This window comes from Lentimicrobiaceae bacterium (genome assembly GCA_020636745.1).
Classification (GTDB): Bacteria; Bacteroidota; Bacteroidia; order Bacteroidales; family Lentimicrobiaceae; genus Lentimicrobium.
Genome location: JACJXH010000002.1, coordinates 62,706 through 86,400 on the forward strand (window position 1 = coordinate 62,706; position 23,695 = coordinate 86,400).

Here is a 23,695-nt window from a genome sequence, read left to right on the forward strand (position 1 = left end):
TAAAACCTTGCAATTGGCAGGCAAAAATGCCAAATGTAAAGATTGCGTCCCAAAGCAATTCATTTCAGGCAAAATCATGCAGTGTTAATCTTCACCGCGATTTGATAAATCAACGATTGCAATCTGTTTTTAATCAAGGCTCCAGGTTGCTCCCTCTTTGGTGTCTTTAACGCTGATGCCAATTTTGGTAAGTTCGTTGCGGATTTTATCAGCCGTTGCAAAGTCTTTTGCAGCCTTGGCATTAGCTCGCAGTTCAAGCACCAGTTGCATTACACTTTCAAGGCCGGCATTATTTTGCGCAGAGGATTCTTCCTGTTTCAAGCCCAGTATTTCACCGATAAAAGTGTTGAAGGTTTCGCGTAAGAGTTCAAGATCGCCGGCTGTGAGACTTTCTTTTTTGTCGTGAACCGAATTGATAATCCTCACTCCTTCAAACAGGTTTGCGATTACAATAGGGCTGTTAAAATCATCATTCATGGCCTCATAGCAGTTATTTTTGAGTTTAACCACGTCCGAAGTAGACAATGCTGAAGGAACAAGTTTTTCGAGGGTTGCCCATGCTTTCATCAGGCGATCAAGTCCTTTTTCAGCAGCCATGAGCGCGTCATTGGAAAAATCAAGTGTACTGCGGTAGTGTGCCTGGAGAATGAAGAAACGGATAGTCATGGCGCTGTAAGCTTTGGTCAGCGAGGAGTGTTCACCACTAAAAAACTCGCCCAAAGTAATGAAATTGCCCAGCGATTTGCCCATTTTCTGACCATTGATGGTAATCATGTTGTTATGCATCCAGTATTTAACCGGATCGGTGTGGTTGGCTGCCACACTTTGTGCAATTTCCGACTCATGATGCGGGAACATCAGGTCCATACCACCGCCATGAATGTCGAAGCGTTCGCCAAGGTAACGGGCACTCATGGCCGAACACTCAAGATGCCACCCCGGAAATCCGTCGCTCCATCTGGAAGGCCAGCGCATGATATGTTCAGGCTGCGCCTTTTTCCACAAGGCAAAATCAAAAGGATTGTGTTTTTCATCCTGGCCATCCAACTCACGGGTATTCGACATCAAATCCTCCAGCACGCGTCCTGATAATTTGCCATAGTGATATTGCTTATTGTATTTTTCAACATCGAAGTAAACAGATCCTTCGCTTTCATAAGCCATTCCCGATTCCAAAATGCTGTCGATCATGCTGATTTGCTCAATAATATGACCCGAAGCACGTGGTTCGATGCTCGGACTTAGCACATTCAGGCGATCCATATCGCGGTGATAGCGATCGCTGAAATATTGCACTACTTCCATGGGCTCAATCTGATCGAGGCGGGCTTTTTTGGCAATTTTATCCTCGCCGGCATCTGCATCATTTTCCAGATGGCCCACATCGGTTATGTTGCGAACATAGCGCACTTTGTATCCGAGGTGCCTCAGATAACGGAATACCAAATCGAAAGTGATGGCCGGTCTGGCGTGACCCAGATGGGCATCGCCATATACAGTCGGACCACACACATACATGCCTACATGAGGACTGCTGATAGGTTCGAATAGTTCTTTTTTACGGCTTAACGTGTTGTGAATATAGAGTTTATGTTCCATGAGCGCAATATTGTTGTTGCAAAATTATTAAAAATCCATCCAATCTATGGTATATTACCTGATTTACAGCTGCAAAAGTTAATATGACTGCCAGGGCTTAACCTGCATTCAATGAAGCATCATCAGGCTTTATTTGACAAGGTGTAGCGTCACACCGGGTTTTATATACCATAAAAAGCAAAGTCAGGCATACAATGGCTGATGCCATTATCCAAACAGATGAATCGGATTTACCCAGATTTTCAGCGCTGATGGTGGTAAATCCGTTTGCATAAAGATATGAAGCCACTACAACCATCGTATTGTTGATAAAATGCGCCATAGCCGGAATCCAGAAGGAGCCAGACCAAACAAAAAGATAACCAAAAGCCAGACCAAGGAGCAGTCGTGGAAAAAAGCCAAAAAACTGGAGATGCAATGCACTGAAAAGGACAGCTGAAATGATTACCGGAAGATGTATGCCTTTGAATATTTTTCTGAAAATTCCAATCAGAGCTGACCGAAAAAGCAGTTCTTCGCCAATGGCAGGAAGCAGTCCAATCATAATGATGTTCATGACCAGTCCCCAGGGGCTGCTTACCATGAGAAATTTTTCAGTCAGTTGTGAAGCGGCCTCCTCGGCGCTGCGCATCCAGTTATCGAGGCCCGAAAGCCACTGGGGCAGGCTCAGGCCTTCATTCCATTCAATAAGAAAGCCTATAGCAGGCCCTGCAGCAGCCATAATAAGTACTGTAAAAAGGATATGAACCCGTCGGGGCTTGTTGAATCCCAGAAACTGTGCAGGATTGCTTTCGCTGAGTCTGGCCCATAACAAAGGGGGCAGAATAAAAAAACCTATCTGGTTGATAATTTGCGTCAAGCGGATAAAATGGAGACTGATTGCCTGTGAATCAGCCGATGGCGAAAGCACATGAGGCCCCCAAATGGCGATAGCTGCAAGGTAAGCCACCGCCAGCGACAAAATTCCACTGAGCATGACAATCAAAATCAGGAGAAATATCTGCGTGCCGGCAGAAAGCCCGCGGAAGGATAGCAACAGTCGCATAGCTGATTAAAAATTTCGTTATTTTGCAGTGAAAATTCAGCAACAGAACAAACGGTAAAAGTAGTATAAATGAAGATAGGAGAGATAGAAGCGGGCGAGTTTCCGATTATGCTGGCTCCGATGGAGGATATTTCCGATCCTCCGTTCAGGCAGATTTGCCGGAAATTGGGAGCCGATGTTGTTTTTACTGAGTTTATTTCATCCGAAGGGCTTATCCGCGATGCAGCCAAGAGCCTGCACAAGCTTGATTTTTCGGAAGAGGAAAGACCTGTGGGGATACAGATTTTCGGGCATAATGTTGAATCTATGGTGATGGCCGCCAGAGTGGCCGATGAAGCCAATCCCGATTTTATTGATTTGAATTTCGGGTGTCCGGTAAGGAAAATTGTAAACAAGGGTGGTGGTGCTGCCTTGCTTCGCAACCTTCCGTTGATGCTTCAAATTACCAACGAAGTGGTAAAGGCTGTTTCACGACCTGTAACCGTGAAAACCCGACTGGGCTGGGATGAAAGTTCCAAGCCCATTGTGCAGTTATCCGAACAGTTGCAGGATGCTGGTATCAGTGCCATTACCATTCATGGCCGTACACGGGCCCAACTCTACAGCGGAGCAGCTGACTGGACGCTGATTGGCGAGGTTAAAAACAATCCGCGTATGGTAATTCCGGTCATTGGCAATGGAGACATCATTGATGGCCAGTCGGCCCTTGAAAAGAAAAATCAAACCGGGGTTGATGGTATGATGATTGGTCGTGCAGCCACCGGTAACCCATGGATATTCAGAGAGGTAAAGCATTATTTAAAAACCGGAGCCCTGCTTGCCGGGCCATCACTTCAGGAGAGGCTCGACATTTGCCGCCAGCATCTGCTGACATCTGCCAGCTGGAAAGGCGAATATTCAGCATTACTCGAAACACGCAGGCATTACCCTCATTATTTTAAAGGTTTGCCCGATTTTAAACCTTACCGCATGAGATTGATGACCTCGGTTAAAATGGAAGAGGTATTAAGCACCCTCGATGAAATCGCATCAGCATATATGCCTCGCTGAAGCTTAAAATTTAATTTTCTGAATCATCCTGACAATAGCCTAAAACTAAATAAATGAAAATGATGTATTCATAATTTTATTTCAATATATTTGTATCAAGCCTAAAATATTGAGAAATGACTTCAGATCCATTGAAAATATTTATAGTTGAAGATGATGTTATTTTTGCCAAAATTATGTCACATCATCTTTCTCTTAATCCGGAATATAACGTTGAAATCTATCCGGATGGCAGAAGTCTGATCAAAAATCTTTATAAAAATCCTACTCTTATCTCTCTGGACTACAACCTGCCCGATATGACGGGTCTGGAAGTGCTCAAGCAAATAAGAGAATTTAATCCTGATTTGCCTGTGGTCATTGTTTCAGGCCAGCAGGATGTAGGTACCGCCATTGAGCTGCTGAAAAAGGGGGCTTATGATTATGTGCTTAAAGATCAGGATACCAAGGAACGGTTATGGAACATCATTAAGAATATCCGTGAGAATGTTAAACTCAGGCAAAAAATAGCCGACCTGGAAGAGGAAATAGGCAAAAAATATGAATACAGCAACCTGATTAAGGGAAACAGCCCGGCAATTTCAAAAGTTTTTACATTGATTGAAAAGGCTTCACGAACCAATATTACCGTTTCAATATATGGTGAAACAGGTACTGGTAAGGAGCTGGTTGCCAAATCTATCCACCATGCGTCATCACGCAGCAAAAAACCTTTTGTGGCGGTAAATGTTACAGCTATACCTAAGGAATTGATTGAAAGTGAGATGTTTGGCCATGAAAAAGGTGCTTTTACAGGAGCCAACAACCGGCGTATTGGCCGTTTTGAAGAGGCCAACCATGGCACTATTTTTCTGGATGAAATTGGCGACATGGACATGAACATGCAATCAAAACTATTGCGTGTTTTGCAGGAAGAAGAGGTTACCCGTGTGGGCGGCAGCGAAAATGTGAAACTGGATGTCAGGGTGATTGTAGCCACACATAAGAACCTTCTTGAACTTGTGCGTAAGGGCGAGTTTCGCGAAGATTTGTACTATCGTTTACTTGGACTTCCGGTAAATTTGCCGCCTTTGCGCGAAAGAGGTAACGACATTGCCTTGTTGGCCCGCTTTTTTGTAGATGATTTTTGTGTGAAAAACAAAATGAAAAAACTTTCTATCACCTCCAAAGCGGTCGAAAAACTTCAGAAATATCATTTTCCGGGCAACGTACGTGAGCTTAAGGCAATTATGGAGCTGGCTGCTGTGATGACCAATACAGACAATATTGAAGAGTCGGATATTTCGTTTAGCTCAACAGGATCATCACAGGATTTTCTTTACGAGGAAACAACCCTTGAAGAATACAACAAAAAGATTATCAATCACTTTATGCAGAAGTATAACAATAAAGTGCGCCTGGTAGCTCAGAAACTCAATATTGGTAAAACCACCATTTACCGGCTCATGAACGAAGGAAAACTCTGAAATCAGCGGATTCTTTGATGGTTTACTTTCTGTTTCTCAGCCATTTTTGACAAAATCTGATTTCCGATTTTTCTAAAGGAGATTGCTGATATCAAGTCCCGATGACAAATGGAAGGCATGAATCCCTTCAAGGCGAGCCGCTTCAACATGTACGAGCGTATCATCAATAAAAAGTGTTTCAGAAGGATTCAGATCTGCATCACCAAGCACATGTCTGAAGATTGCTGCATCAGGTTTTACCATCCCCAACTGATGCGAAAACCAAAGCTTTTCAAATAATTGGTCCAACCCAAAACCGTATTCGCTTTCAAACCGCTTCATAAAACAATCATAGTGAATCTGGTTGGAGTTTGACAGTAGAAACAGCCGATAACTCTGTCGAAGCTCTTGCAGCTTTTCAACCCTCTTCATTGGAAAATCAAGTAACAGGGCATTCCAGGCCTGGTCAATCTGTTGTGGTGTAATCCCTGGAACAAGCATTTGCATGGCTACTTTTCTAAACTCATCAGGCGAAACAGAACCTTTTTCCAATCCTATCAATAAATCAGAACTGCTTCGACTTCCCCAAAAATCGATACCATCGCGCACACCCAGGTCAGAAAAAGCGCTGGCACTAAGCAATGGATTGATATTCAGTAGTACATTGCCAAAATCAAAAATGATGTTTTTTATTCCGTTCAGGTTAATCATTGTTTTTTTCATAAACTCTTTATTCGTGAAAGAATGGGTCAAAGCTAAAAAAAAGAAGCCGACTGCTTTTATTTTTTAATTATTTTGTACATTTGCAATCCCTTAGTAAAACAAGGGATGTGGTAAATTGCCGCAAGGGCCTATAGCTCAGTTGGTTAGAGCACCTGACTCATAATCAGGTGGTCCCTGGTTCAAGTCCAGGTGGGCCCACAAACAATAAGAGGCTGTCTCAATAGGGGCGGCCTTTTCCATTTACCAAAGGAATGGGTGAATTTTTAGTATATATTCTCTATTCAGAGAAGGAGGATTTTTATTATATAGGTCAGACCGAAAATGTAAACATTCGGGTACAGGAACATTTACATGGAAAGTATGACAGGGCATTTACCAAAAGAGCAGATGACTGGACTGTGATTCAAACAATCAGCTGCCACAGTAAACAGCAGGCTATCTGTATTGAACAACACATAAAGAGGATGAAAAGCAGGGTTTATATTGAGAATCTGCAGCGTTATCCTGAGATGGTTGAAAAGTTAATTAAAAGATATTCATGAAGTCCCTGGTTCATCCCGATAGCTATCGGGACCAGGTGGGCCCACAAACAATAAGAGGCTGTCTCAATAGGGGCGGCCTTTTCCATTTACCAAAGGAATGGGTGAATTTTTAGTATATATTCTCTATTCAGAGAAGGAGGATTTTTATTATATAGGTCAGACCGAAAATGTAAACATTCGGGTACAGGAACATTTACATGGAAAGTATGACAGGGCATTTACCAAAAGAGCAGATGACTGGACTGTGATTCAAACAATCAGCTGCCACAGTAAACAGCAGGCTATCTGTATTGAACAACACATAAAGAGGATGAAAAGCAGGGTTTATATTGAGAATCTGCAGCGTTATCCTGAGATGGTTGAAAAGTTAATTAAAAGATATTCATGAAGTCCCTGGTTCATCCCGATAGCTATCGGGACCAGGTGGGCCCACAAACAATAAGAGGCTGTCTCAATAGGGGCGGCCTTTTCCATTTACCAAAGGAATGGGTGAATTTTTAGTATATATTCTCTATTCAGAGAAGGAGGATTTTTATTATATAGGTCAGACCGAAAATGTAAACATTCGGGTACAGGAACATTTACATGGAAAGTATGACAGGGCATTTACCAAAAGAGCAGATGACTGGACTGTGATTCAAACAATCAGCTGCCACAGTAAACAGCAGGCTATCTGTATTGAACAACACATAAAGAGGATGAAAAGCAGGGTTTATATTGAGAATCTGCAGCGTTATCCTGAGATGGTTGAAAAGTTAATTAAAAGATATTCATGAAGTCCCTGGTTCATCCCGATAGCTATCGGGACCAGGTGGGCCCACAACAATAAGAGGCTGTCTCAATAGGGGCAGCCTTTTCCATTTATCAAAGGAATGGATGAGTTTTTGGTGCATATCCTCTGTTCTGAAAGGGAGGATCTTTATTATATAGGCCAGGCAAAGAATTTAAACATTCGGGTTCAAGAGCATTTACATGGAAAGTATGACAGTGCATTCACCAAAAGAGCGGGTGACTGGACAGTAATTCAAACAATTAGCTGCTTAGTAAACATCAGGCCATTGCTATAAAACAACACATAACAAGGATGAAAAGCAGGGTATCTATTGAGAATTTAAAACGTTATCCTGGGTTGGTTGAAAAGTTACTTAAAAGATATTCGTAAAGTCCCTGGTTCATCCCGATAGCTTTGGGGACCAGGTGGGTCCACAGGTAAGAGTCGGAAAATGAATGAAATAACTTTGTTTCCTGCACGTTAACCCTGATTTCAAGACGTTTGGCTTACTTTCTGAAACCCGTTCTTTTCAATGTTTACGGCGAATATTTCTACAAAATTTCTACAAAAATTTTAAAGACAATTTGCCCAACAAGAAACCGAAAAATGCGGTGTAACAAAGGCCTGCGCTCATGCCGTTTTGGATGTTTTAGCCAAAAGCTACACCACCGCCATTAGTAGAATTTAATCCCGCGTAAAAGGCATTGAAAAAGAAGAGTTGAAAATTGCGCCAACTGAAAAGCTCGACTGCCACTAACAAATGCACAACTGTCCTGAGCTCTGTATCCATTCAGGCTGTTAAATGAGTCAGCGTGGTTTTTGAGTGTTGAATATTGCTCTTTAAGGCAGGCAATAGAAAACGGCAAGGGCAAATTCCTGAAAAATTTACTTTTCAGGTACTCATCTGTTGTTCAGTGTAATTTAATAGTTGAGAAAAATGAGATTGGGCGCATTCACTGGGTTAGGGAAACTAATCGGGAACATTGCGCTGTTAAAGGATTACATCATATGTTGCATATTGTAATATAATCAATTCAATGAAAGCATTTTGCAGGTCACAGGTTCCAATTTCTTTATTGAGTATTTTTGTATCGTGACAAAGAGTAAGGTTTAAGGTAAAACACTCAATGTAAATCAATACCTTCTTATGGAATCTATCCGCAAAATATATAAAATCGGGCTTGGCCCTTCGAGCAGTCATACGATGGGTCCTCGGATAGCTGCTGAAAAGTTCAGACAGAGGAATGAGTTGGCTAAATCCATCAGGATAACCCTGTACGGAAGCCTGGCTGCAACCGGAAAAGGGCATTTAACGGATAAGGTGCTGCGTGAATCATTTCCAGAGGATAAGGTAAGAATTATCTGGGAAAAAGATACCATTCTTCCGCAACATCCCAATGGAATGAAATTTGAGGCCCTGGATGATAAAGGAAAGCTGTTGGACGACTGGGTTGTTTTTAGTGTTGGCGGGGGCGATATTGAAGACAGTGAAATAAAAGCTCAGAAAGTAAAGATATACCCTCACTCCAAAATGACCGACATTCTTAAGTGGTGCCAGCAAAACGGTCGCACGCTCTGGGAATATGTTGAACTGCACGAAGGCGAGGAGATATGGGAATTTTTGGCCGATATTTGGAAGACTATGAAAGCGTCTGTTGTGTTAGGACTGGAAAATGAGGGTGTATTGCCGGGTATTCTGCATTTGCCAAGGAAAGCCTCATCATATTATATTAAAGCCAAAAGCTCTGCCGGTACTCTGCAAAAAAGAGCCTTGCTTTTTGCATATGCTCTGGCCGTTTCCGAAGAGAATGCAGGTGGCGGAACCATTGTAACAGCACCTACCTGTGGCTCGTGCGGTGTTGTGCCGGCTGTTTTATACCATATTCAGAATACCTATGCCTTTTCAGATTTAAAAATACTTCGGGCGCTGGCCACTGCAGCACTCATTGGTAATCTGGTAAAGAAGAATGCCTCTATCTCAGGCGCTGAAGTGGGATGTCAGGGCGAAGTAGGTACAGCTTGTGCAATGGCTGCCGGAGCTGCAGCCCAGCTTTTTGGAGGAACACCCTCACAGGTTGAATATGCTGCAGAAATGGGGCTGGAACATCACCTCGGACTGACATGTGACCCTGTTGCGGGACTGGTGCAGATTCCCTGTATCGAACGCAATGCCATTGGCGCCGGGAGGGCCATGGACGCCAGTGCTTATGCCGTTTTATCTGACGGACACCACCGTGTGAGTTTCGATAAAACCTGCCTTGCCATGAAGGAAACAGGGCACGATTTGCCAAATATTTATAAGGAAACCTCGGGAGGAGGGCTTGCACTGCTGATTAAATAATCAGGCACCCGGCGGAATTTTCTGTAATGTATAACCAGCTGTTTTTTTGGCCTGGGCTTAAAAAGACCGATACAGCTTTGTAAAATCAGAGCTGGTAGATGCGGGGTTTTGAGATTGTGCAAGGTTATAAAGCAGCAATGCAGAAATCAGATACCTGACCTCTGCATTGCTGTGTTAGATTTACGCATTACGCGTTTTCCTTTAGCAGCCACCACCTGATGAAGGGGCTGTTTTAACAGGAATCACCACTTTTTTTGCGGGTTGAGGCTTTTTTACAGGAATTTCTTCCACCACAACAGGGGCAGTGAGTTTTCTCAATGCAGCCGTATCAATCATTGGGAGTTCGTTTTGCAGACAGGCTTTTGGAGTTAAAGTGCCGGTATCGGAATGGATAAGCTGGGCATAAGTACCATTCAACACCAGCACATGATCTATGCCGGTTTGTTTAAGCATCATATACGGGCCAATGGCCTGCTGGGGAGTTTCACCATAAATTAATGCATATTGGCCTGCTTTATCCAGTTCTTCAAAAAAGGCCAGATTTTCCTTAAAAAAGAGTTCGCGAACAGGAATATTTTTGGCATCCTTCAAATGGCCTTTATCAAAAGCGATGGAGTTTCTGACATCAATGAGAATGGTTTTACCGTCGGCGGAAGCAATTATTTGCAGTGCTTTTGCCGGGGATACATAGCTATTGCTGTCGCCAGCCAGCTCAATACTTTGGGCGGGGCTCAGCTTATAACTGATTTCGGGTTTTCTGAGAGTAAGAAGGCCCGTAACAAAGACCAGAACAATGGCCACCACTACAATGGTCAGCCGGTTGGTTTTATTTAGTTCTTTCATGCCTGATAAATTAGAAGATAATTAACAACCTCCTCCGGAAGAAGCTTCAACCGGCTTTTTAATAATTTGAACTGCCTTTTTTGGGGGGGCAACAACTTCGGCTTTCACTTCGGGTGAACCGAAAAAATGCTGCCGGGCTCCAATGCGGAATTGATAGCGTGCCAACTGCTCAACGGGTTCAGTTGCTGCCGGCTCTTCAGCTTTAACAATATCGTTAAACCATTTATTAAGGCCTCCCTGCATCACAAAAATGGTTTCAAATCCGGCTCTTTTTGCTATAATCCAGGCCTGATCGGCTGTAGCATCAGCATTTGAATAAAAAACCTTATCCACATCTTTATTGCTGAGCATGGCCATGCTCGATGGCGTTAACAGAGAATCGAGCGGCACATTCAGGGCACCGGGAATTGCAAAGGCTTTAAACTGGGTTTCAGGCCTGACATCGATGAGCAACAGAGCAGGGTCTTTTTTCACCAAACGGTCTGTAATCAAATCGGTGGATAAGAACCTTGAAGGGTCGTCAATGGCATTGAGGAGCTGTTGAGGATTAATTTCCTTGTTTCGGCTGGTTTCTGGCATAAAAAGCATGCCTGCACCAACAGCCAGTGCAATGAAAGTAAGTACAATATATCTCTTATTCATGGGTGCGTGATTAGTATTCTACTTTTTTAACTTTCTTTTCGATAAATCCGGCGCCGTAAAACATACCTACTGCGGCCAGAACCAGCAGAAAGGCAAATACGGTTTTTCGCATACCCAGCATCTCATAAATTTTCAAATCGCCCAGGTTTTCACTATTGTACATAGTAGAGAGGACGGGATAAAATTCGGAGAAAATGAATATGCCGATAAACAGGCCGGCGGTAAAGAGAATAGCATCAATTTTACCGATGGCTACACCGCAAAAGCTTGTGCCAGGGCAAAACCCGCCCAGGGCAAAACCGCCGCCCATAACTATTCCGCCAACAATGGCAGAAGTTACATAATAAGGATTGATATACAGCATGGAAGCATCCATCCATCCCATGTAATCAAAGTAAATAATGCCGCTCATGGCAGTGATGCCTGCGGTAAAAAATACGCGTAAAACAACAAAATCATATCCAAAAAAAGTACCCATGATTTTGCGTGAGGAAGAAAAGCCTGAAGCTTCAAGCGTAAAGCCGAAAGCCATACCCAGGAGCACTGCAATCACATTGTTCCATGCTTCGGGAATCATTTCCATTGGAATAAGAGGGCCTGTCATAATATTTCCTTTCTGAAATTAAATCCATAGTTTTTTAAAAATCCAACCAAACAGGTATGCTGAACCGAAAATGGCCAGCATGGTAACAATGCCCGAGGCTGAAAGTACCGCCATTCCGCTGAGGGCCGCACCACTGGTACAGCCCCTTGCCAGCTGTGAGCCAATTCCAAATAGCATTCCACCTGCCAGTGCGGCTATTAACCGGTGCCGGCTGGTTATTTTAGGCGAGTGCTCAACTTTAAATTTGAGTCGTCCATAAATGGTGCCTGACAAGAATGCCCCTGCCAAAACGCCAAGAACTTCGAACACCAGCCAGTTATTCATGGGGCTGCTGTCGTCAGATAGGAATTTGCTGTAATAGCCTGATTTCATGGCGTGTTCCGGAGCGACAACGTTTACTGACGTTACTACGGTGCTTTTTACAGCGCCTGAGGCTCCGAGTCCACGACCTGTAATATAATATGTGCCAAACAGCACCAGGCCCAACAGAACTCCGCCCAGATAAGGGTTGATGTAAAATGAGCCGTCTCTTCTATTTTTTTCCATTTTGTTTGCAGTTTTTGTCATTAATACAAATACCTGGTTATCTGGCCTGCTTCAAGCATGATAAAGCGGAACATCAATCCTCCAAGCAATATCAGAACAACCGGAATGACAACAGGAATATGATAACCGAGGCGTTCAATCACTTCAAGAATAGCCGGGAAAACAAGCCCGAGGATAATCACAAATACCCAGAAAGGTACTGTAAACTGCCCCCCAAGGAACAAGGCTGCTGCGTCAATCTGAACCTGTGAACCAGCTTTCATTCCCATAATGAGATGGGTAATAAAAAACAGTTCAATCACAATCAGCAGCAGGTCAATCCAACTCATGGTACGGCGTTCTTCTTTTGATTTGCTCATCAGCAGAATAGTGGCAGCTCCGGTTGACATGCCCGAAACAAGGAAAAGAGGGCCGAGAATACTGGTGTTCCAAAGTGGTCTTGCATTAAAGGCCGATAAAAGAATACCGGTATAAATCCCAAGAATAACGGATAAAACAATGATGATCCAGGCCATCCATAGTCTGTAGCGAATCACAAACGCTTCGAATTTTTCAAGTAAGTTGTATTTCCAATTCCATCCGGGAACAAGCTCTTTCATATAACTGGCCACCCAAATCATAGAAAGCGGGGTAATGGCCATCAGCACCCAGGCACCCCACGACATGGGCGATTCGATGCGTATGGTGGTATATAGTTGCCAGAAAAAAAGCTTGTGTTTCAAATCGAGAAACAGGGCAAACAAACCCAGAACAAGCGCAAAGGGAGCAATAATCGGGGCTTTTTTAACAGCTGCCGGCATTTCATTTTCTTTGCCCATAATGGTAAACAGGGCTGCAAAAAAGAGGATACCCGCTGCGAGTCCGCCCAAAAACAGATATAAAGGAATCTGCCAGTGCCAGATATTAAGGTAAGGGTCGATGTTGGGAATATTGCGGCCGCTTACAAATAGTTCTTCTTTCATGATTTACTGATGTTTAAGGTGATCAGATCAGGTAAAAAATATGAGGATTGGTTCCTGCTTCAGGTGCCAGAGGCTTGAACTTGCGGTTCTTCAGTACATTGGTAATTTCGGAGTTGGGGTCATCAAGGTCGCCGAAATACATGCACTTGGTAGGACATACAGCAACACAGGCTGGTTTTTCGCCCTTCCGCACCCGGTGAATGCAAAATGTACATTTATCAACATAGCCTTCGGGATGCGAATAACGTGCATCATAAGGGCAGGATTGAATGCAGGCGCCACATCCTATACATTTGCTGTGGGTTACCAGAACAATTCCGCCGTCTTCAATATGACTGGCACCGGTAGGGCAGCAACGCACGCATGGCGAATTGTCGCAGTGGTTGCAACGCTCTGAGCGTAATTCAATTTCTACATTCGGATAGCTGCCATCAACGGTTTCTGTAACCCAGTCGCGGCAAAAGCCGATGGGCACATTGTTTTCGAGCTGACATGCCACCACACAGTCGCTACACCCAACACATTTCAGGGTGTCAATTGCCATAGCGTATCTCATGATACAACCTCCTTCATATTTTCTTCATTATGATTCACAAATGTTACAAAATTGCCACGCATTCCGGTACCGCCCATCAAAGGGTCAATCATGACATTGGTAATGAGTTCGGTATCGTTGGCTCCTTTGCCAAAAGCACGCGAAAGTTCCTTCATATGATGTCCGAAGCCGTGTACCATATAAATAGAGTCCCAGCGAATGCGTTCAGTGACTCTTACTTTTACAGGAAATACTGAAACCACTCCATCCTGATTTTTCAGGTAGGTATAACTCCCATCACTGAGTCCCCACAAACGTGCAACACGCGGATTTATCCAAACAGCATTTTCCTTCATCAGGTCGGTGAGGTTCGGATTATTGGCTGTGCGGCTGAACGTGTGCATGGGTGCACGACCGTATATCAGGCGGTAAAAACCTTCTTCCGGTTCAGGGTGAGGTGTATAAACCGGAATGGCATCAAAGCCGGCTGCGGCCAGAGCTTCGGAATATAATTCAATTTTGCCTGATGCTGTAGGGAAGGTATGGGGTATGGTGGGGTCAAGATAGGGCGTGCCATGTTTTCTGGGCAATACGATAACTCCCGTTTTTTCAATCTCTTCAAGTGAAGACCCGAGTTGTTTCAATTGCCAGTCAAGCACTTCTTTATAATCTTCATACTCAAACCATGCGTGAAGACCCAGCCTTTCTCCAATTTGTTTGGCTATCCACCAGGCGGGTTTGGTTTCATACATGGGTTCGATGGCAGGTGAGCGCAAGGCGATGGTGGGCTCACGGTGAGGTGAGTCGCGCAGGTCATCATAGCGCTCAAGGTAAGTGCATTCGGGTAAAATAACATCAGCATAACCGGTAACTTCGGTGGGCATAGTATCCACTACTACAACCAGGTCAAGTTCCTGAAGTGCTTTTTCCATCTGATTCTTAAGTGGAATTGCCATAGGAAGGTTGGTGCCGGCAATAATCCAGCCATGTATCTGATGTTTGTTTTCTTCCGAGGCAACCGAGCAGTCAATAAAAGCATTGGTTACCGACATTTTTGCAAAGGGGTATTTCCCATTCAGTGTTTCCACCCATGACCATGCTGGTTTAGGGTAGGCCGGATGCGGATGGTCGGGGATATTCACTCCTTCTTTCAGGAAGAAACCACCTCTTGCTCCCCACGATCCCAACAGTGCATTTAAGATGGCAATGGCTCTTGAACGCTGGGCGTCGTCGCCATACCAGGAAACATGCCGGCCCGGGTGAACAATCACAGCAGGTGCAGCATCAGCCATTTCCTTGGCTGTTTTTCTGATCTGATCAGGCTCTATTGTTGTAATTCCGTAAGCCCACTCAGGTGTGAAATTGCGCACATGAGCTTTTAATTGTTCAAAACCTTTGGTGTGCAGTGCAACATATTCTTTGTTATATAATTCATCATAAATAAGCACGTGAATCCATGACAGCAATAAGGCGATGTCAGTTGCCGGTTTAATCGGCAACCAGTATTTCGATTTACTGGCAGCAGTCGAAAGGCGGGGGTCAACAGTAATGATTACAGCACCCTTGTCAATGGCATCTGACATTTCCTGAACCTGGCTGTTGTGCATATTTTCGCCAATATGCGAGCCAATCAGTACCATGCACCGGGTATCGCGTATGTCAGTAGGTTCAGGGCTGCCAATCTGAAAACCGAAAGTAGTTTCAAATCCTACTTCACGGGCTCCCCGGCATTGTGCGTAAGACGGGGCCGAGATTGTGGATGAACCATAGGCTTTAAGCAGGTGAGAGAAATAATGACCGGCTGAACCATGATTGAACAGTGCAATGCTTTCCGGACCGTATTTTTCTGAAATCTCTTTCATTTTTGTGGCGACAAAGTCAAGTGCTTCATCCCAGCTGGCTTCCCGGTAGGTTTGTTTCCCGTTCTCATTAACCCTGATTAAAGGTTTTTTGAGCCGGTCTTCATCATAAACCATTCCAACGCCGCCTGTACCCCGGGGACATAACCTGCCGTTGCACTGAGGGTCCAACTCGTTGCCTATTACCTTGCTTATGCGGCCATCGCCGTTTACATGAGCCCAGCCTGCACATTTCCAAAAGCACACTTCGCAGTATGTTGGAATCCTGCGTAATGCATCTCCTCCATGGCCGCTGCTGTTTTCGCTGCCAAATAATGGCAGGCCAAACCCCATTTTACCTGCGCCGGCTGTTACTGCAACCGCACCCAGGCCCAGTGCTGAAATTTTAATAAAGTCTCTTCGTGTTTTCATGAGGACCAATTCTTTTTTGACTTTCGACTACAATAGATTTCTCCTGATGTTCCCCTTTTTTTATACTTCTGTATTCTTTCTCTTACGCTTACAAAAATTTTGAAAAATCAGATTATCAAGGTTATAGTAAGCATTTTTACAGAGTTTTATGTTGGAAAAACAGAGCTCTATTGTTTGTTGAATAACAAAGGTATATTAAAGTATGTTATATCCAATATTTGTTTATCGATATTGATATTGCTTAACATGCAGATAATCAGTAGAAAACAAACCAGGTAGTTTTGGGGCTTTAATTTCATATCCTCATAAAGTATTGAAAAACAGCATTGTATAAAATTGTTTAGAATGCATATAAATTTGAAGGAAATTTTTTAAAACACTGAATATCAAATAGTAGGGCGTTTGTCGAACTTGTCAATATAAAAGTCGTCAGGCGTCATAAAATAATATGACCTTAAGCCCGGGTATGTTTAAAAATCATTGTTTGACCCTTGTAATTTCTTATTAGTTTTGGATTTCATTTGAATAACGTGAAAATTTCAGAATTTTATAACCGGCGCGCATTTCTTAAGCTGGTTCCGATTGCCGGAACTGCGTTGTTTTTGGCTTTCTGGTATATACTTACAGGAAAAAACAGGAAGTTGCTGTCAAAACCAGTGGAATGGCGTATCGATACAAGAAAACTGGGTGACGGAGTTTATTTTTATGATAACTTTATTGTTTCGGTTAATGAGGGCAAAACCAGCATATTTTCTAACAAATGTACCCACGCGGGTTGCCTGATAAACCGGGAAATTTCGGGAGAATTGGTTTGCCCGTGTCATGGTTCAAAATTTAATGCAAAAACAGGGGCTGTTTTACGCGGGCCTGCTATTTTGCCGCTGCACAGACTAACATATAAAGTAGATTCGAAAACCGGTGAAATAGTTGTTATCAGTTAACTATGGATAAAATGAAGAAACTGAAGGAATTACTTGTCTTTGACACCTGGGGATGGGTAGCTGCTTCTGCTTTGATTTTATGTGCGGTTTCCGGAGTTTTGTTAGCAGTTCCCTATGACATTACCAACCCGTATTTGTCAGTTAGTCGCCTGGTTACAGCCAATCAGGCTGCTTCATATGCCAGAAATGTTCATTACTGGAGTGCCCAGCTTTTTCTGATGCTGACCATTGTCCACCTTTTCGACCATTTGCTTAATAAAGGGGAAAAAGGCATTAGGAAAAAAGGAGTTTGGTTCAGACTCTCATTTTCGTTGCTCTTTGTGTTTTATGTTATGATTTCGGGTTTTATTTTAAAAGCCGATGGAGATAGCTTACAGGCGCAGCGTATTCTTGATTCTTTACTCCGGAGTGTTCCGTGGGCAGGTTCCATGTTGGCAGATACTTTTGTTGGCACTTCCGGAAGTTTGCAACTGCTGTATATTCAGCATGCAGCCACGGCCAGTATTATTATTTTTATTGTGGTTTTGGAGCATGTCCGTAGTTTGAATGTGAAATTAAAGACATTTATCCTCACCTTTATTATCATCGGACTTGTAAGTCTTTTTTTCAGAGCGCCATTGAGCGAACTGAATAATGATTTGATGAAAGGACCCTGGTACTTTATCGGACTTCAGGAAATTCTGCATTGGCTGCCTCACCCATCCTATGCTGTGGCTGGTGTTATTTTTTTACCGGGAATTTTATACCTGTACTATTTTCTGCATGAGAAGAAAAAGCAATTAATCCTGAAGTTCTTCTTCGCATTCCTGGTTGTTTATGGTTTGCTTACTATTACCGGACTCTTTTTCAGGGGAGCCATGTGGCAATGGCAATGGCCCTGGGCGCCTGGCAGCCGGATTCCGGCTTTGCTGGTAAAGGATCACTTTTTTCATCCAACCGCCGATACTGCAAAACTTGAAATTATCGGGGGACGGGTAGAAGGGTGCATGAGTTGCCATAGTGGCATGACTGGTTTTAGTGAAGCCCATAAACCCGGGTATATTGGTTGTTATGCCTGTCATGGGGGAGACCCGCTTACACTTGATAAAAATCTGGCACACCGCAGGATGTATGTGGTGCCCGGAAATCTGTCAAATGCATCGGCAGCCTGTGGAAATACAGGATGTCATCCTTCTGTTACTGAAAGGGTTCCCACCAGCCTTATGGCGTCTTTAACCGGTATTGTAAATGTTGATCGGTGGGTTTTTGGTGAAAATAAAACACCCGATGGCCTGGCCAATGTGCATGATATTGGCCATCAATCAGCGGCCGATGTGCATCTCAGAAATTTGTGTGCAGGCTGTCATCTGGGCATGGAGAAAACCGTGCCGGGCCAGCATGAATGGATAGACAGGGGAGGGGGATGTTTGGCCTGTCATCTGAATTATGACGAAAAATCCCTTTCAAGCCTTCATCAACTGAAACAGCAGCGAACATCAGAGTACTTTCCCGAATTTCACCCTGCCATTAATCTTAATATAAAAAATGATCATTGTAACAGCTGCCATAGCCGTTCGGGTCGTATCTCAATGAATTATGAAGGCTGGCATGAAACAAACCTGAAGCCTGAGGAGGCAAGAGGGCGCGATGACTTAAAAACGCTGCATGATCAACGTGTTTTTATCAGGCAACCTGCTGATGTTCATCACACAGCCGGAATGTTGTGTGTTGATTGTCACGGCTCATATGAGGTGATGGGTGATGGAAATCAATATATGCATAAGGAAGACGCTGTAAAAATACAATGCAGCGATTGTCATGCTAAAAAGGCTCACCAAAAGTCATTGATCACACGCACCGATCAGGAAACACAACTCATAGCCTGGCTAAGAAATTATACGACTGAAGGTGAACAGGTTGTTTTAACGCAAAAGGCAGATCGGCCATTGGTTAATACGAGGGTTGAAGAAGACGGGAATGTATTGAAATTGATAAAGAAATCGGGGGCAGGCAAAGTCGTGATGAAACCGCCTGCAACTGTTTGCAGTGAGGGGAAAGTGCATATGAGGCTAAGTTGTGAAGCCTGCCACACCGGATGGGCTCCCCAGTGCATTGGTTGCCACAATGCTTACGAGCCTGAAACCATGGGCTTTGACATGCTTACACGTAAACCCCGGAAAGGAACATGGGTGGAATTTTCGGCCGAAGGTATTGCCGGGTTACCAGTTTTAGGTGTCAATGAAAATGATAACACTGTGGCCGGAGGGAAAATCACAACTTTTGTTCCCGGAATGATAATGACTATTGATAAACAGTCGTTCAATCATGCTGATGCACAGTCGTTTCACAGGCTTTATGCACCTGTTTCGGCGCACACAACACAAAAAGCCGGACGAAGCTGTGTATCCTGTCATAACAACCCGCAGGCATTGGGTTTTGGGAGGGGAAGCCTGACTTTATCAAAATCGGGAAAATGGTTTTTTGATGCTGAATATGCTAATTCAGCCTTTGATGGATTGCCTGAAGATGCGTGGACAGGCTTTATGAAAGAAAGAGCCGGTCAGGCTGCAACCAGGTTAAATATGAGGCCGTTTAATGTTGAGGAACAAAAAAGAATACTGCTTGCAGGAGCGTGTCTGACTTGTCATTTGCCCGAATCCAATGTTATGCGCGAATCATTGATTCATTTTGATGTCGTGCAGAGCAGGATGAGTAGTAAATGCATAAAACCGGTATGGTAAAATAAAAGCCATCCCGCAAGAGATGGCTTTTTCACAACAAAGTGCCGGTTTTCAGCTATTTCACAATAGGATTGTCAGCAACAGAAGCCCATTCGGCATAGGCTCCGGCGTACAATTTTACATTCTGATAACCAGCAACTTCTTTCAGGGCGATGTAGAGAACTGCCGCTTTAATTCCAGTCTGACAGTAAACAACTACTTCTTTTTCAGGGGTAGCCCCAAAACCGGTGGCCACCTGAATAATTTCATCTTTTGATTTAAATGCGCCATTGGCAGTCTGTACTTCTTTAAAGTTCATCAGCACAGCTCCGGGCAAATGACCTTTGCTGCGTTGGTCTTTATCCATGCCATCAAATTCTGCTTTTTCGCGTGCATCAAGCAGTATAGCATTTTGGTTTCCGGACAATGCTTTCACGGCGGCCATATCAATATTCATTTCGGGTTTCATTGAAACCTCAAAGGTTGCTGCTGGAAGGTTTTTGGCTGTTGCAGTCATGGGTATACGGGCAGCCTCCATAAGCGCCATATCTTTATGTAAAAGATATACATCGTTGGCTCCCAGGTATTTTAAAACCCACCAAACGCGGCTGTTGTATTTTTGTGAACCATCATCGTAAATCACAATTTTAGAAGTGTTGCTTACGCCTTTTTTGCCAAAAATAGCGGCCAAATCAGCAGCATCTTTAAATTGTCCTTCAACAGGACCATCCTTATAAAGGCTTTTATGAGGTATATTGATGGCGCCTTGTATATGTTGTTTTGCATACACATCAGCAGCCTGAACATCAATCACCACCATTGATTTATTGGATTTCAGTTCCGATGCAAAAGTTTTTGCATCAATGCTGATTTCACCGGCAAATAGCTGCTGGCTAAACAAAGCCAGAGAAAAGAGGAATATGAAGATTTTCGTTTTTTTCATAGTTGTTTTAGTTAAGTTTAACCTGAATCTGAATTTGAAGCATATCGTTGGGAATCTCATTGTAGTTAACCAAATCAGTAGATGAGCTGGTTTCGGTTTTGTACATGTAATTGAGTTGAACCCTTGTCCAGTCATTGGGGTAGTAGTTCAGTCCGAATGTCATGGTTGAGTTTCTGTATGCCGAGTGGATATCGTCTTCAAGATCCATATCGGGGTCATAGGTTTCATATTTTACAACGGGCATAATTTTCCAGGGTGTATTATACATAAGCTGGGCAAAATAACCATTGCTTTTAAAATCACCAACCACAAGTTCGGGTGTTGAGCCACAGCCTCCACCCATCAGTTTTGAGCCTTTATCCTGGCCAAAGATATATTCGGCCTGTAAAATAAAGTTGTATTTTTTCAATTGAATATCAGCACCATAGCGCATGCGTTCATCCATAGTTTTAACGGTTACGTCCGGATTTTTCTGTTTGCCAAAGAGGTAGCTTCCGCCAATACTAATCCAATCGTAAGGTGCAATGACCAATCGTCCTACTACATCTTTCTTCAGGTCACCATCAAAAACATTTTTTCCGGTTCCGTTGGTAAAAGAAAGATACCATGAAAGAATGTTCTCTTTTTCAAGGCCAAAGAATTTTTTAGCACCGCTGGTACCGCTGAGCATGACGCCTAAGTCGCGATCGGGAGCTGTAAGTTCTTCCACAACTTTTGACCTGTTGATGGTGTATAAATCCTGACAGCCGGTTGAAAGTTCGAGGCCAAAAGGTTTTTTAAACTGACCCATAGAGATTCTGAACCATGGTTTGAATCTGTTGTAAGAAACGAAAGCATCCAACATATAAGGTCCATTTTGGAAGGAGCTGAACTCGGCGAGTACATAATACGAAAAATCGTAAGGGATATTGCCGGCAAAACCAAGGCGGGCACGGCGAATACACCAGCTGGCTGCATCTTTTGAAGATCCATCTGCATTGTCGCCATTGAATTCGTACCTGAACTCAGGTTGTATATAACCAATGATGGAAGGTCCACCGGTGGAAGAGGTCGGCTCCATGCAGCCCTGGGCGCTTACCGATGCTAAGCCGGCCACCATTGAAAACATTAAGGTAAATAGTAGTTTCTTCATTGTTGTGAGTTTTAAAAGGGGAAGCAACCAATTGCTCCCCCTCTGTGCTAAATATTGTTATCAGATTAGTTGGTTACTACTGCCCAGTTTTTAGGGCCTTTGTAAACAGGTTTGGCTGATGCTTTCAATTGATCATAAACCAGGTGATTGGCGCCGAAACCAATGCTTTTTGCTTTATAACCCAGAACGTTGAGCCAGAATGTGGCAATACTTGAAGTTTGTCCGGTATAGCAATAAATTAAGGCATCTTTTGAAGGATCGATGGTTTTTACAAGGTCACCGGCCAATGAAATAACAGGTGTGTTATTGGCACCGGCAAAGTGGCCGAAAGTCAGATAATCAGCATTTGACCAGTAGTTGTGAATCTGGTAACTGGTGGCATTGGCAAGTACATCACTACCTGACATGGGTGAAAATCCTGCGTCAAGAACAGCCTGAACTCTTTCTTTAAGAATGGCGGCACCATCAGTGGCGGTGGATGACCATACAGGCTCGTCGAAACTGCCGGCAGCAGGTGCTGCTGTGGTTACCCAGTTTGCATTGCCAACGGCAATATTTCCGTTTGCCTGCACTTCGTGTCCTGAGTTGGAAACCCAGGGTCCTTTATTGTTAGGATTCCAGCCTGCCATACCCCATTTTAAAACAACAGCGTTGGCAAAACCTGAAAGTCGCAGTGCCATTACTGCCTGTCCGGCTGTTTGTCCGGTAAAACAAACAACGCAAATAGGTTTATCAGTGTAGTTGGCAGCAGTCGTAACTACATCTTTCAAAGCTACATTGATGGCATTTTTGATATGGCCGGCAGCAAAATCAGCAGCAGGACGGATATCAAACACGTGATAAGAAGGAATGGTTCCTGTTACAGAATCAACGATACCGCCCATGTTGGTTGATTTGGGATCCACTACCCAGTTTTTAGCTAAATCAGGCAGGTCAAGCGCATTGGTCACCATATAGGTTTTTAATGTCTGATAAGCATTTACTGTTTCCGGTTCATCCTTTTTACAGGAAGTCATCATTAGTACAGGCACGAGGGCCAATAAAACCGCAAGATTGATAAGTTTTTTCATAATGTTGTTGTTTTGGTTTTTGTTGTGAATTGTTATTGATTGATTTATTGTTTTTTACATTGTTATTCAGTTCACAAATCTAGACCTTCAGTTTTATTAATTTCAGAAGCTGATACCTCTATTGAATTGCTAATAATCTGCCTTGCATCAAAAAAAAACTGATTTAAATCATAAAATTTGTTAGTATTGTAGTACTTTTATCCTCGAAAACAAACATCTATATATGTCAGTATCTGGCGCAGACACTTGTGTTTCATTTGTTTACGAAGTTTCTTGCTTCGATTTACTTTCTGCCGAAGAAAAGCAAATGATTGATAGCACCTCGGTTCTGGTAAATTATAAGAAAGGCGAGACCATATGTAAGCAGGGCTCTTTTGCTTCTCATATCATGTATGTTGAAAAGGGGCTTGTTAAAGTTTATCTTGAAGGGAGCGCAAAAAATCTTATTCTTACCATTACACCCAAGTTTAATCTTCTAGGCCTTCAGGCTCTTTTTGAGGGGAACAATACATTTTTATACAGCATCAGTACGTATACCGAGTCCTCAGTCCGGCTTATTGATGTGCAGGTTTTCAAACAATTGCTCAGACAAAACCCTGCATTTGGATACAGGGTTATCAATATTCTGAATGAAAGCACATCTCAGTCCTATGGCCGGTTTTTCAGCCTAACACAAAAGCAATTGCACGGACGGCTGGCCGATATTTTGCTCTGCCTGTCGAGGCGTATTTTTAAATCAGACTCTTTTGACCTCCCCTTGTCAAGAAGTGATCTCAGCGATTTAACCAGTATGTCGACGGAGAGTGTGATTCGTATTATGAAAGATTTTAAGGATGACAACATCATTGAAATCAACAATAAGTCAATTACACTTATTGATATTCCACGACTTGAGAGAATCAGCGAAAAAGGCTGATAAATATGTGCGCAGCTGGATATGCGCTTCTGATGATACTTTTCTGTTTCTTTCTTTAATTGAACAGGCTGGGAT

General features: G+C 43.3%; 23 protein-coding genes and 1 tRNA gene. 11 read left to right on the forward strand and 13 right to left on the reverse strand.

The genetic code is table 11. From position 1 onward, the window contains the following. Positions 1-129: 129 nt before the first annotated feature. Together H6541_03150 and H6541_03155 are read right to left on the reverse strand one after the other, a co-directional pair. Complete coding sequence (locus H6541_03150; protein ID MCB9014767.1) at positions 130-1,599, reverse strand: cysteine--tRNA ligase; 1,470 nt, start codon at positions 1,597-1,599, stop codon at positions 130-132. 97 nt (positions 1,600-1,696) lie between these two features. Beyond that, positions 1,697-2,644: a CPBP family intramembrane metalloprotease gene (locus H6541_03155; protein ID MCB9014768.1), complete on the reverse strand. Its 948-nt coding sequence runs from the start codon at positions 2,642-2,644 to the stop codon at positions 1,697-1,699. A 69-nt stretch (positions 2,645-2,713) separates the two neighbouring features. Here H6541_03155 and dusB point away from each other — a divergent pair, with 69 nt between their 5' ends. Next, on the forward strand, positions 2,714-3,694 hold the full coding sequence (gene dusB, locus H6541_03160) for a tRNA dihydrouridine synthase DusB (GenBank protein ID MCB9014769.1): 981 nt from the start codon (positions 2,714-2,716) through the stop codon (positions 3,692-3,694). A gap of 116 nt (positions 3,695-3,810) precedes the next feature. Beyond that, positions 3,811-5,160 carry a sigma-54-dependent Fis family transcriptional regulator gene (locus tag H6541_03165; GenBank protein MCB9014770.1) on the forward strand — a complete coding sequence of 450 codons (1,350 nt, stop codon included), beginning with the start codon at positions 3,811-3,813 and terminating at the stop codon, positions 5,158-5,160. A gap of 72 nt (positions 5,161-5,232) precedes the next feature. On the opposite strand, the gene H6541_03170 is transcribed toward H6541_03165, so the two are convergent. Beyond that, positions 5,233-5,862 (reverse strand): HAD family phosphatase, encoded by a 630-nt coding sequence (locus H6541_03170; protein MCB9014771.1) that lies wholly within the window; start codon positions 5,860-5,862, stop codon positions 5,233-5,235. Between the two features lie 124 nt (positions 5,863-5,986). Between H6541_03170 and H6541_03175 the strand changes: the two genes are divergently transcribed. The 6 genes from H6541_03175 (at position 5,987) to H6541_03200 (ending at position 9,517) form a co-directional block, all read left to right on the forward strand. Further along, positions 5,987-6,060 (forward strand) — tRNA-Ile (locus H6541_03175). Positions 6,061-6,113: 53 nt separating this feature from the next. Then, complete coding sequence (locus H6541_03180; GenBank protein ID MCB9014772.1) at positions 6,114-6,404, forward strand: GIY-YIG nuclease family protein; 291 nt, start codon at positions 6,114-6,116, stop codon at positions 6,402-6,404. Positions 6,405-6,501: 97 nt separating this feature from the next. Continuing rightward, complete coding sequence (locus H6541_03185; protein ID MCB9014773.1) at positions 6,502-6,792, forward strand: GIY-YIG nuclease family protein; 291 nt, start codon at positions 6,502-6,504, stop codon at positions 6,790-6,792. Positions 6,793-6,889: 97 nt separating this feature from the next. Continuing rightward, complete coding sequence (locus tag H6541_03190) at positions 6,890-7,180, forward strand: GIY-YIG nuclease family protein (protein ID MCB9014774.1); 291 nt, start codon at positions 6,890-6,892, stop codon at positions 7,178-7,180. A 96-nt stretch (positions 7,181-7,276) separates the two neighbouring features. Beyond that, a complete protein-coding gene (locus H6541_03195) occupies positions 7,277-7,471 on the forward strand; it encodes a GIY-YIG nuclease family protein (GenBank protein ID MCB9014775.1) in 195 nt (64 codons plus the stop codon). Positions 7,472-8,323: 852 nt separating this feature from the next. Next, entirely contained in the window at positions 8,324-9,517 is a 1,194-nt protein-coding gene (locus H6541_03200) for an L-serine ammonia-lyase (GenBank protein MCB9014776.1), read from the forward strand. 201 nt (positions 9,518-9,718) lie between these two features. Here the strand turns inward: H6541_03200 and H6541_03205 are convergent, their stop codons facing one another. The 7 genes from H6541_03205 to H6541_03235 are packed head-to-tail and all read right to left on the reverse strand — an operon-like array spanning position 9,719 to position 15,919. Continuing rightward, a complete protein-coding gene (locus H6541_03205; GenBank protein MCB9014777.1) occupies positions 9,719-10,360 on the reverse strand; it encodes a rhodanese-like domain-containing protein in 642 nt (213 codons plus the stop codon). Between the two features lie 21 nt (positions 10,361-10,381). Further along, on the reverse strand, positions 10,382-11,002 hold the full coding sequence (locus tag H6541_03210) for a rhodanese-like domain-containing protein (GenBank protein MCB9014778.1): 621 nt from the start codon (positions 11,000-11,002) through the stop codon (positions 10,382-10,384). A gap of 10 nt (positions 11,003-11,012) precedes the next feature. Next, positions 11,013-11,606 (reverse strand): YeeE/YedE family protein, encoded by a 594-nt coding sequence (locus H6541_03215; GenBank protein MCB9014779.1) that lies wholly within the window; start codon positions 11,604-11,606, stop codon positions 11,013-11,015. Positions 11,607-11,624: 18 nt separating this feature from the next. Continuing rightward, positions 11,625-12,152: a YeeE/YedE family protein gene (locus tag H6541_03220; protein MCB9014780.1), complete on the reverse strand. Its 528-nt coding sequence runs from the start codon at positions 12,150-12,152 to the stop codon at positions 11,625-11,627. A 20-nt stretch (positions 12,153-12,172) separates the two neighbouring features. Beyond that, the gene (nrfD, locus tag H6541_03225; protein ID MCB9014781.1) at positions 12,173-13,114 is read right to left on the reverse strand and encodes a polysulfide reductase NrfD; all 942 of its coding nucleotides are present in this window, start codon (positions 13,112-13,114) and stop codon (positions 12,173-12,175) included. Between the two features lie 22 nt (positions 13,115-13,136). Next, entirely contained in the window at positions 13,137-13,670 is a 534-nt protein-coding gene (locus H6541_03230) for a 4Fe-4S dicluster domain-containing protein (protein ID MCB9014782.1), read from the reverse strand. Then, complete coding sequence (locus H6541_03235) at positions 13,667-15,919, reverse strand: molybdopterin-dependent oxidoreductase (GenBank protein ID MCB9014783.1); 2,253 nt, start codon at positions 15,917-15,919, stop codon at positions 13,667-13,669. Before H6541_03235 ends, H6541_03230 begins: the two co-directional genes overlap by 4 nt. Positions 15,920-16,449: 530 nt before the next feature. Between H6541_03235 and H6541_03240 the strand changes: the two genes are divergently transcribed. Together H6541_03240 and H6541_03245 are read left to right on the forward strand one after the other, a co-directional pair. Further along, positions 16,450-16,860: a Rieske (2Fe-2S) protein gene (locus H6541_03240; protein MCB9014784.1), complete on the forward strand. Its 411-nt coding sequence runs from the start codon at positions 16,450-16,452 to the stop codon at positions 16,858-16,860. 11 nt (positions 16,861-16,871) lie between these two features. Beyond that, positions 16,872-19,580, forward strand: a complete 2,709-nt coding sequence (locus H6541_03245) for a hypothetical protein (GenBank protein MCB9014785.1) — start codon at positions 16,872-16,874, stop codon at positions 19,578-19,580. Positions 19,581-19,635: 55 nt separating this feature from the next. Here the strand turns inward: H6541_03245 and H6541_03250 are convergent, their stop codons facing one another. The 3 genes from H6541_03250 to H6541_03260 form a co-directional block, all read right to left on the reverse strand. After that, positions 19,636-20,502, reverse strand: coding sequence for a sulfurtransferase (locus tag H6541_03250; protein MCB9014786.1), 867 nt, complete (start codon positions 20,500-20,502; stop codon positions 19,636-19,638). Between the two features lie 7 nt (positions 20,503-20,509). Beyond that, entirely contained in the window at positions 20,510-21,634 is a 1,125-nt protein-coding gene (locus H6541_03255; protein MCB9014787.1) for a hypothetical protein, read from the reverse strand. A 65-nt stretch (positions 21,635-21,699) separates the two neighbouring features. Next, positions 21,700-22,704, reverse strand: a complete 1,005-nt coding sequence (locus tag H6541_03260; protein MCB9014788.1) for a rhodanese-like domain-containing protein — start codon at positions 22,702-22,704, stop codon at positions 21,700-21,702. 223 nt (positions 22,705-22,927) lie between these two features. Here H6541_03260 and H6541_03265 point away from each other — a divergent pair, with 223 nt between their 5' ends. After that, complete coding sequence (locus H6541_03265) at positions 22,928-23,620, forward strand: Crp/Fnr family transcriptional regulator (GenBank protein MCB9014789.1); 693 nt, start codon at positions 22,928-22,930, stop codon at positions 23,618-23,620. Positions 23,621-23,695 lie beyond the last annotated feature (75 nt).

Bases quoted from the DNA above. Each gene is read 5' to 3' on its own strand.
- dusB (MCB9014769.1), top strand. From the start codon at position 2,714: ATGAAGATAGGAGAGATAGAAGCGGGCGAGTTTCCGATTATGCTGGCT.
- H6541_03250 (MCB9014786.1), bottom strand. From the start codon at position 20,502: ATGAAAAAAACGAAAATCTTCATATTCCTCTTTTCTCTGGCTTTGTTT.
- H6541_03200 (MCB9014776.1), top strand. From the start codon at position 8,324: ATGGAATCTATCCGCAAAATATATAAAATCGGGCTTGGCCCTTCGAGC.
- H6541_03265 (MCB9014789.1), top strand. From the start codon at position 22,928: ATGTCAGTATCTGGCGCAGACACTTGTGTTTCATTTGTTTACGAAGTT.
- H6541_03150 (MCB9014767.1), bottom strand. From the start codon at position 1,599: ATGGAACATAAACTCTATATTCACAACACGTTAAGCCGTAAAAAAGAA.
- H6541_03185 (MCB9014773.1), top strand. From the start codon at position 6,502: ATGGGTGAATTTTTAGTATATATTCTCTATTCAGAGAAGGAGGATTTT.
- H6541_03235 (MCB9014783.1), bottom strand. From the start codon at position 15,919: ATGAAAACACGAAGAGACTTTATTAAAATTTCAGCACTGGGCCTGGGT.
- H6541_03155 (MCB9014768.1), bottom strand. From the start codon at position 2,644: ATGCGACTGTTGCTATCCTTCCGCGGGCTTTCTGCCGGCACGCAGATA.
- H6541_03230 (MCB9014782.1), bottom strand. From the start codon at position 13,670: ATGAGATACGCTATGGCAATTGACACCCTGAAATGTGTTGGGTGTAGC.
- H6541_03165 (MCB9014770.1), top strand. From the start codon at position 3,811: ATGACTTCAGATCCATTGAAAATATTTATAGTTGAAGATGATGTTATT.
- H6541_03245 (MCB9014785.1), top strand. From the start codon at position 16,872: ATGAAGAAACTGAAGGAATTACTTGTCTTTGACACCTGGGGATGGGTA.
- H6541_03170 (MCB9014771.1), bottom strand. From the start codon at position 5,862: ATGAAAAAAACAATGATTAACCTGAACGGAATAAAAAACATCATTTTT.
- H6541_03215 (MCB9014779.1), bottom strand. From the start codon at position 11,606: ATGACAGGCCCTCTTATTCCAATGGAAATGATTCCCGAAGCATGGAAC.
- H6541_03220 (MCB9014780.1), bottom strand. From the start codon at position 12,152: ATGGAAAAAAATAGAAGAGACGGCTCATTTTACATCAACCCTTATCTG.
- H6541_03180 (MCB9014772.1), top strand. From the start codon at position 6,114: ATGGGTGAATTTTTAGTATATATTCTCTATTCAGAGAAGGAGGATTTT.
- H6541_03210 (MCB9014778.1), bottom strand. From the start codon at position 11,002: ATGAATAAGAGATATATTGTACTTACTTTCATTGCACTGGCTGTTGGT.
- H6541_03190 (MCB9014774.1), top strand. From the start codon at position 6,890: ATGGGTGAATTTTTAGTATATATTCTCTATTCAGAGAAGGAGGATTTT.
- H6541_03260 (MCB9014788.1), bottom strand. From the start codon at position 22,704: ATGAAAAAACTTATCAATCTTGCGGTTTTATTGGCCCTCGTGCCTGTA.
- nrfD (MCB9014781.1), bottom strand. From the start codon at position 13,114: ATGAAAGAAGAACTATTTGTAAGCGGCCGCAATATTCCCAACATCGAC.
- H6541_03205 (MCB9014777.1), bottom strand. From the start codon at position 10,360: ATGAAAGAACTAAATAAAACCAACCGGCTGACCATTGTAGTGGTGGCC.
- H6541_03195 (MCB9014775.1), top strand. From the start codon at position 7,277: ATGGATGAGTTTTTGGTGCATATCCTCTGTTCTGAAAGGGAGGATCTT.
- H6541_03255 (MCB9014787.1), bottom strand. From the start codon at position 21,634: ATGAAGAAACTACTATTTACCTTAATGTTTTCAATGGTGGCCGGCTTA.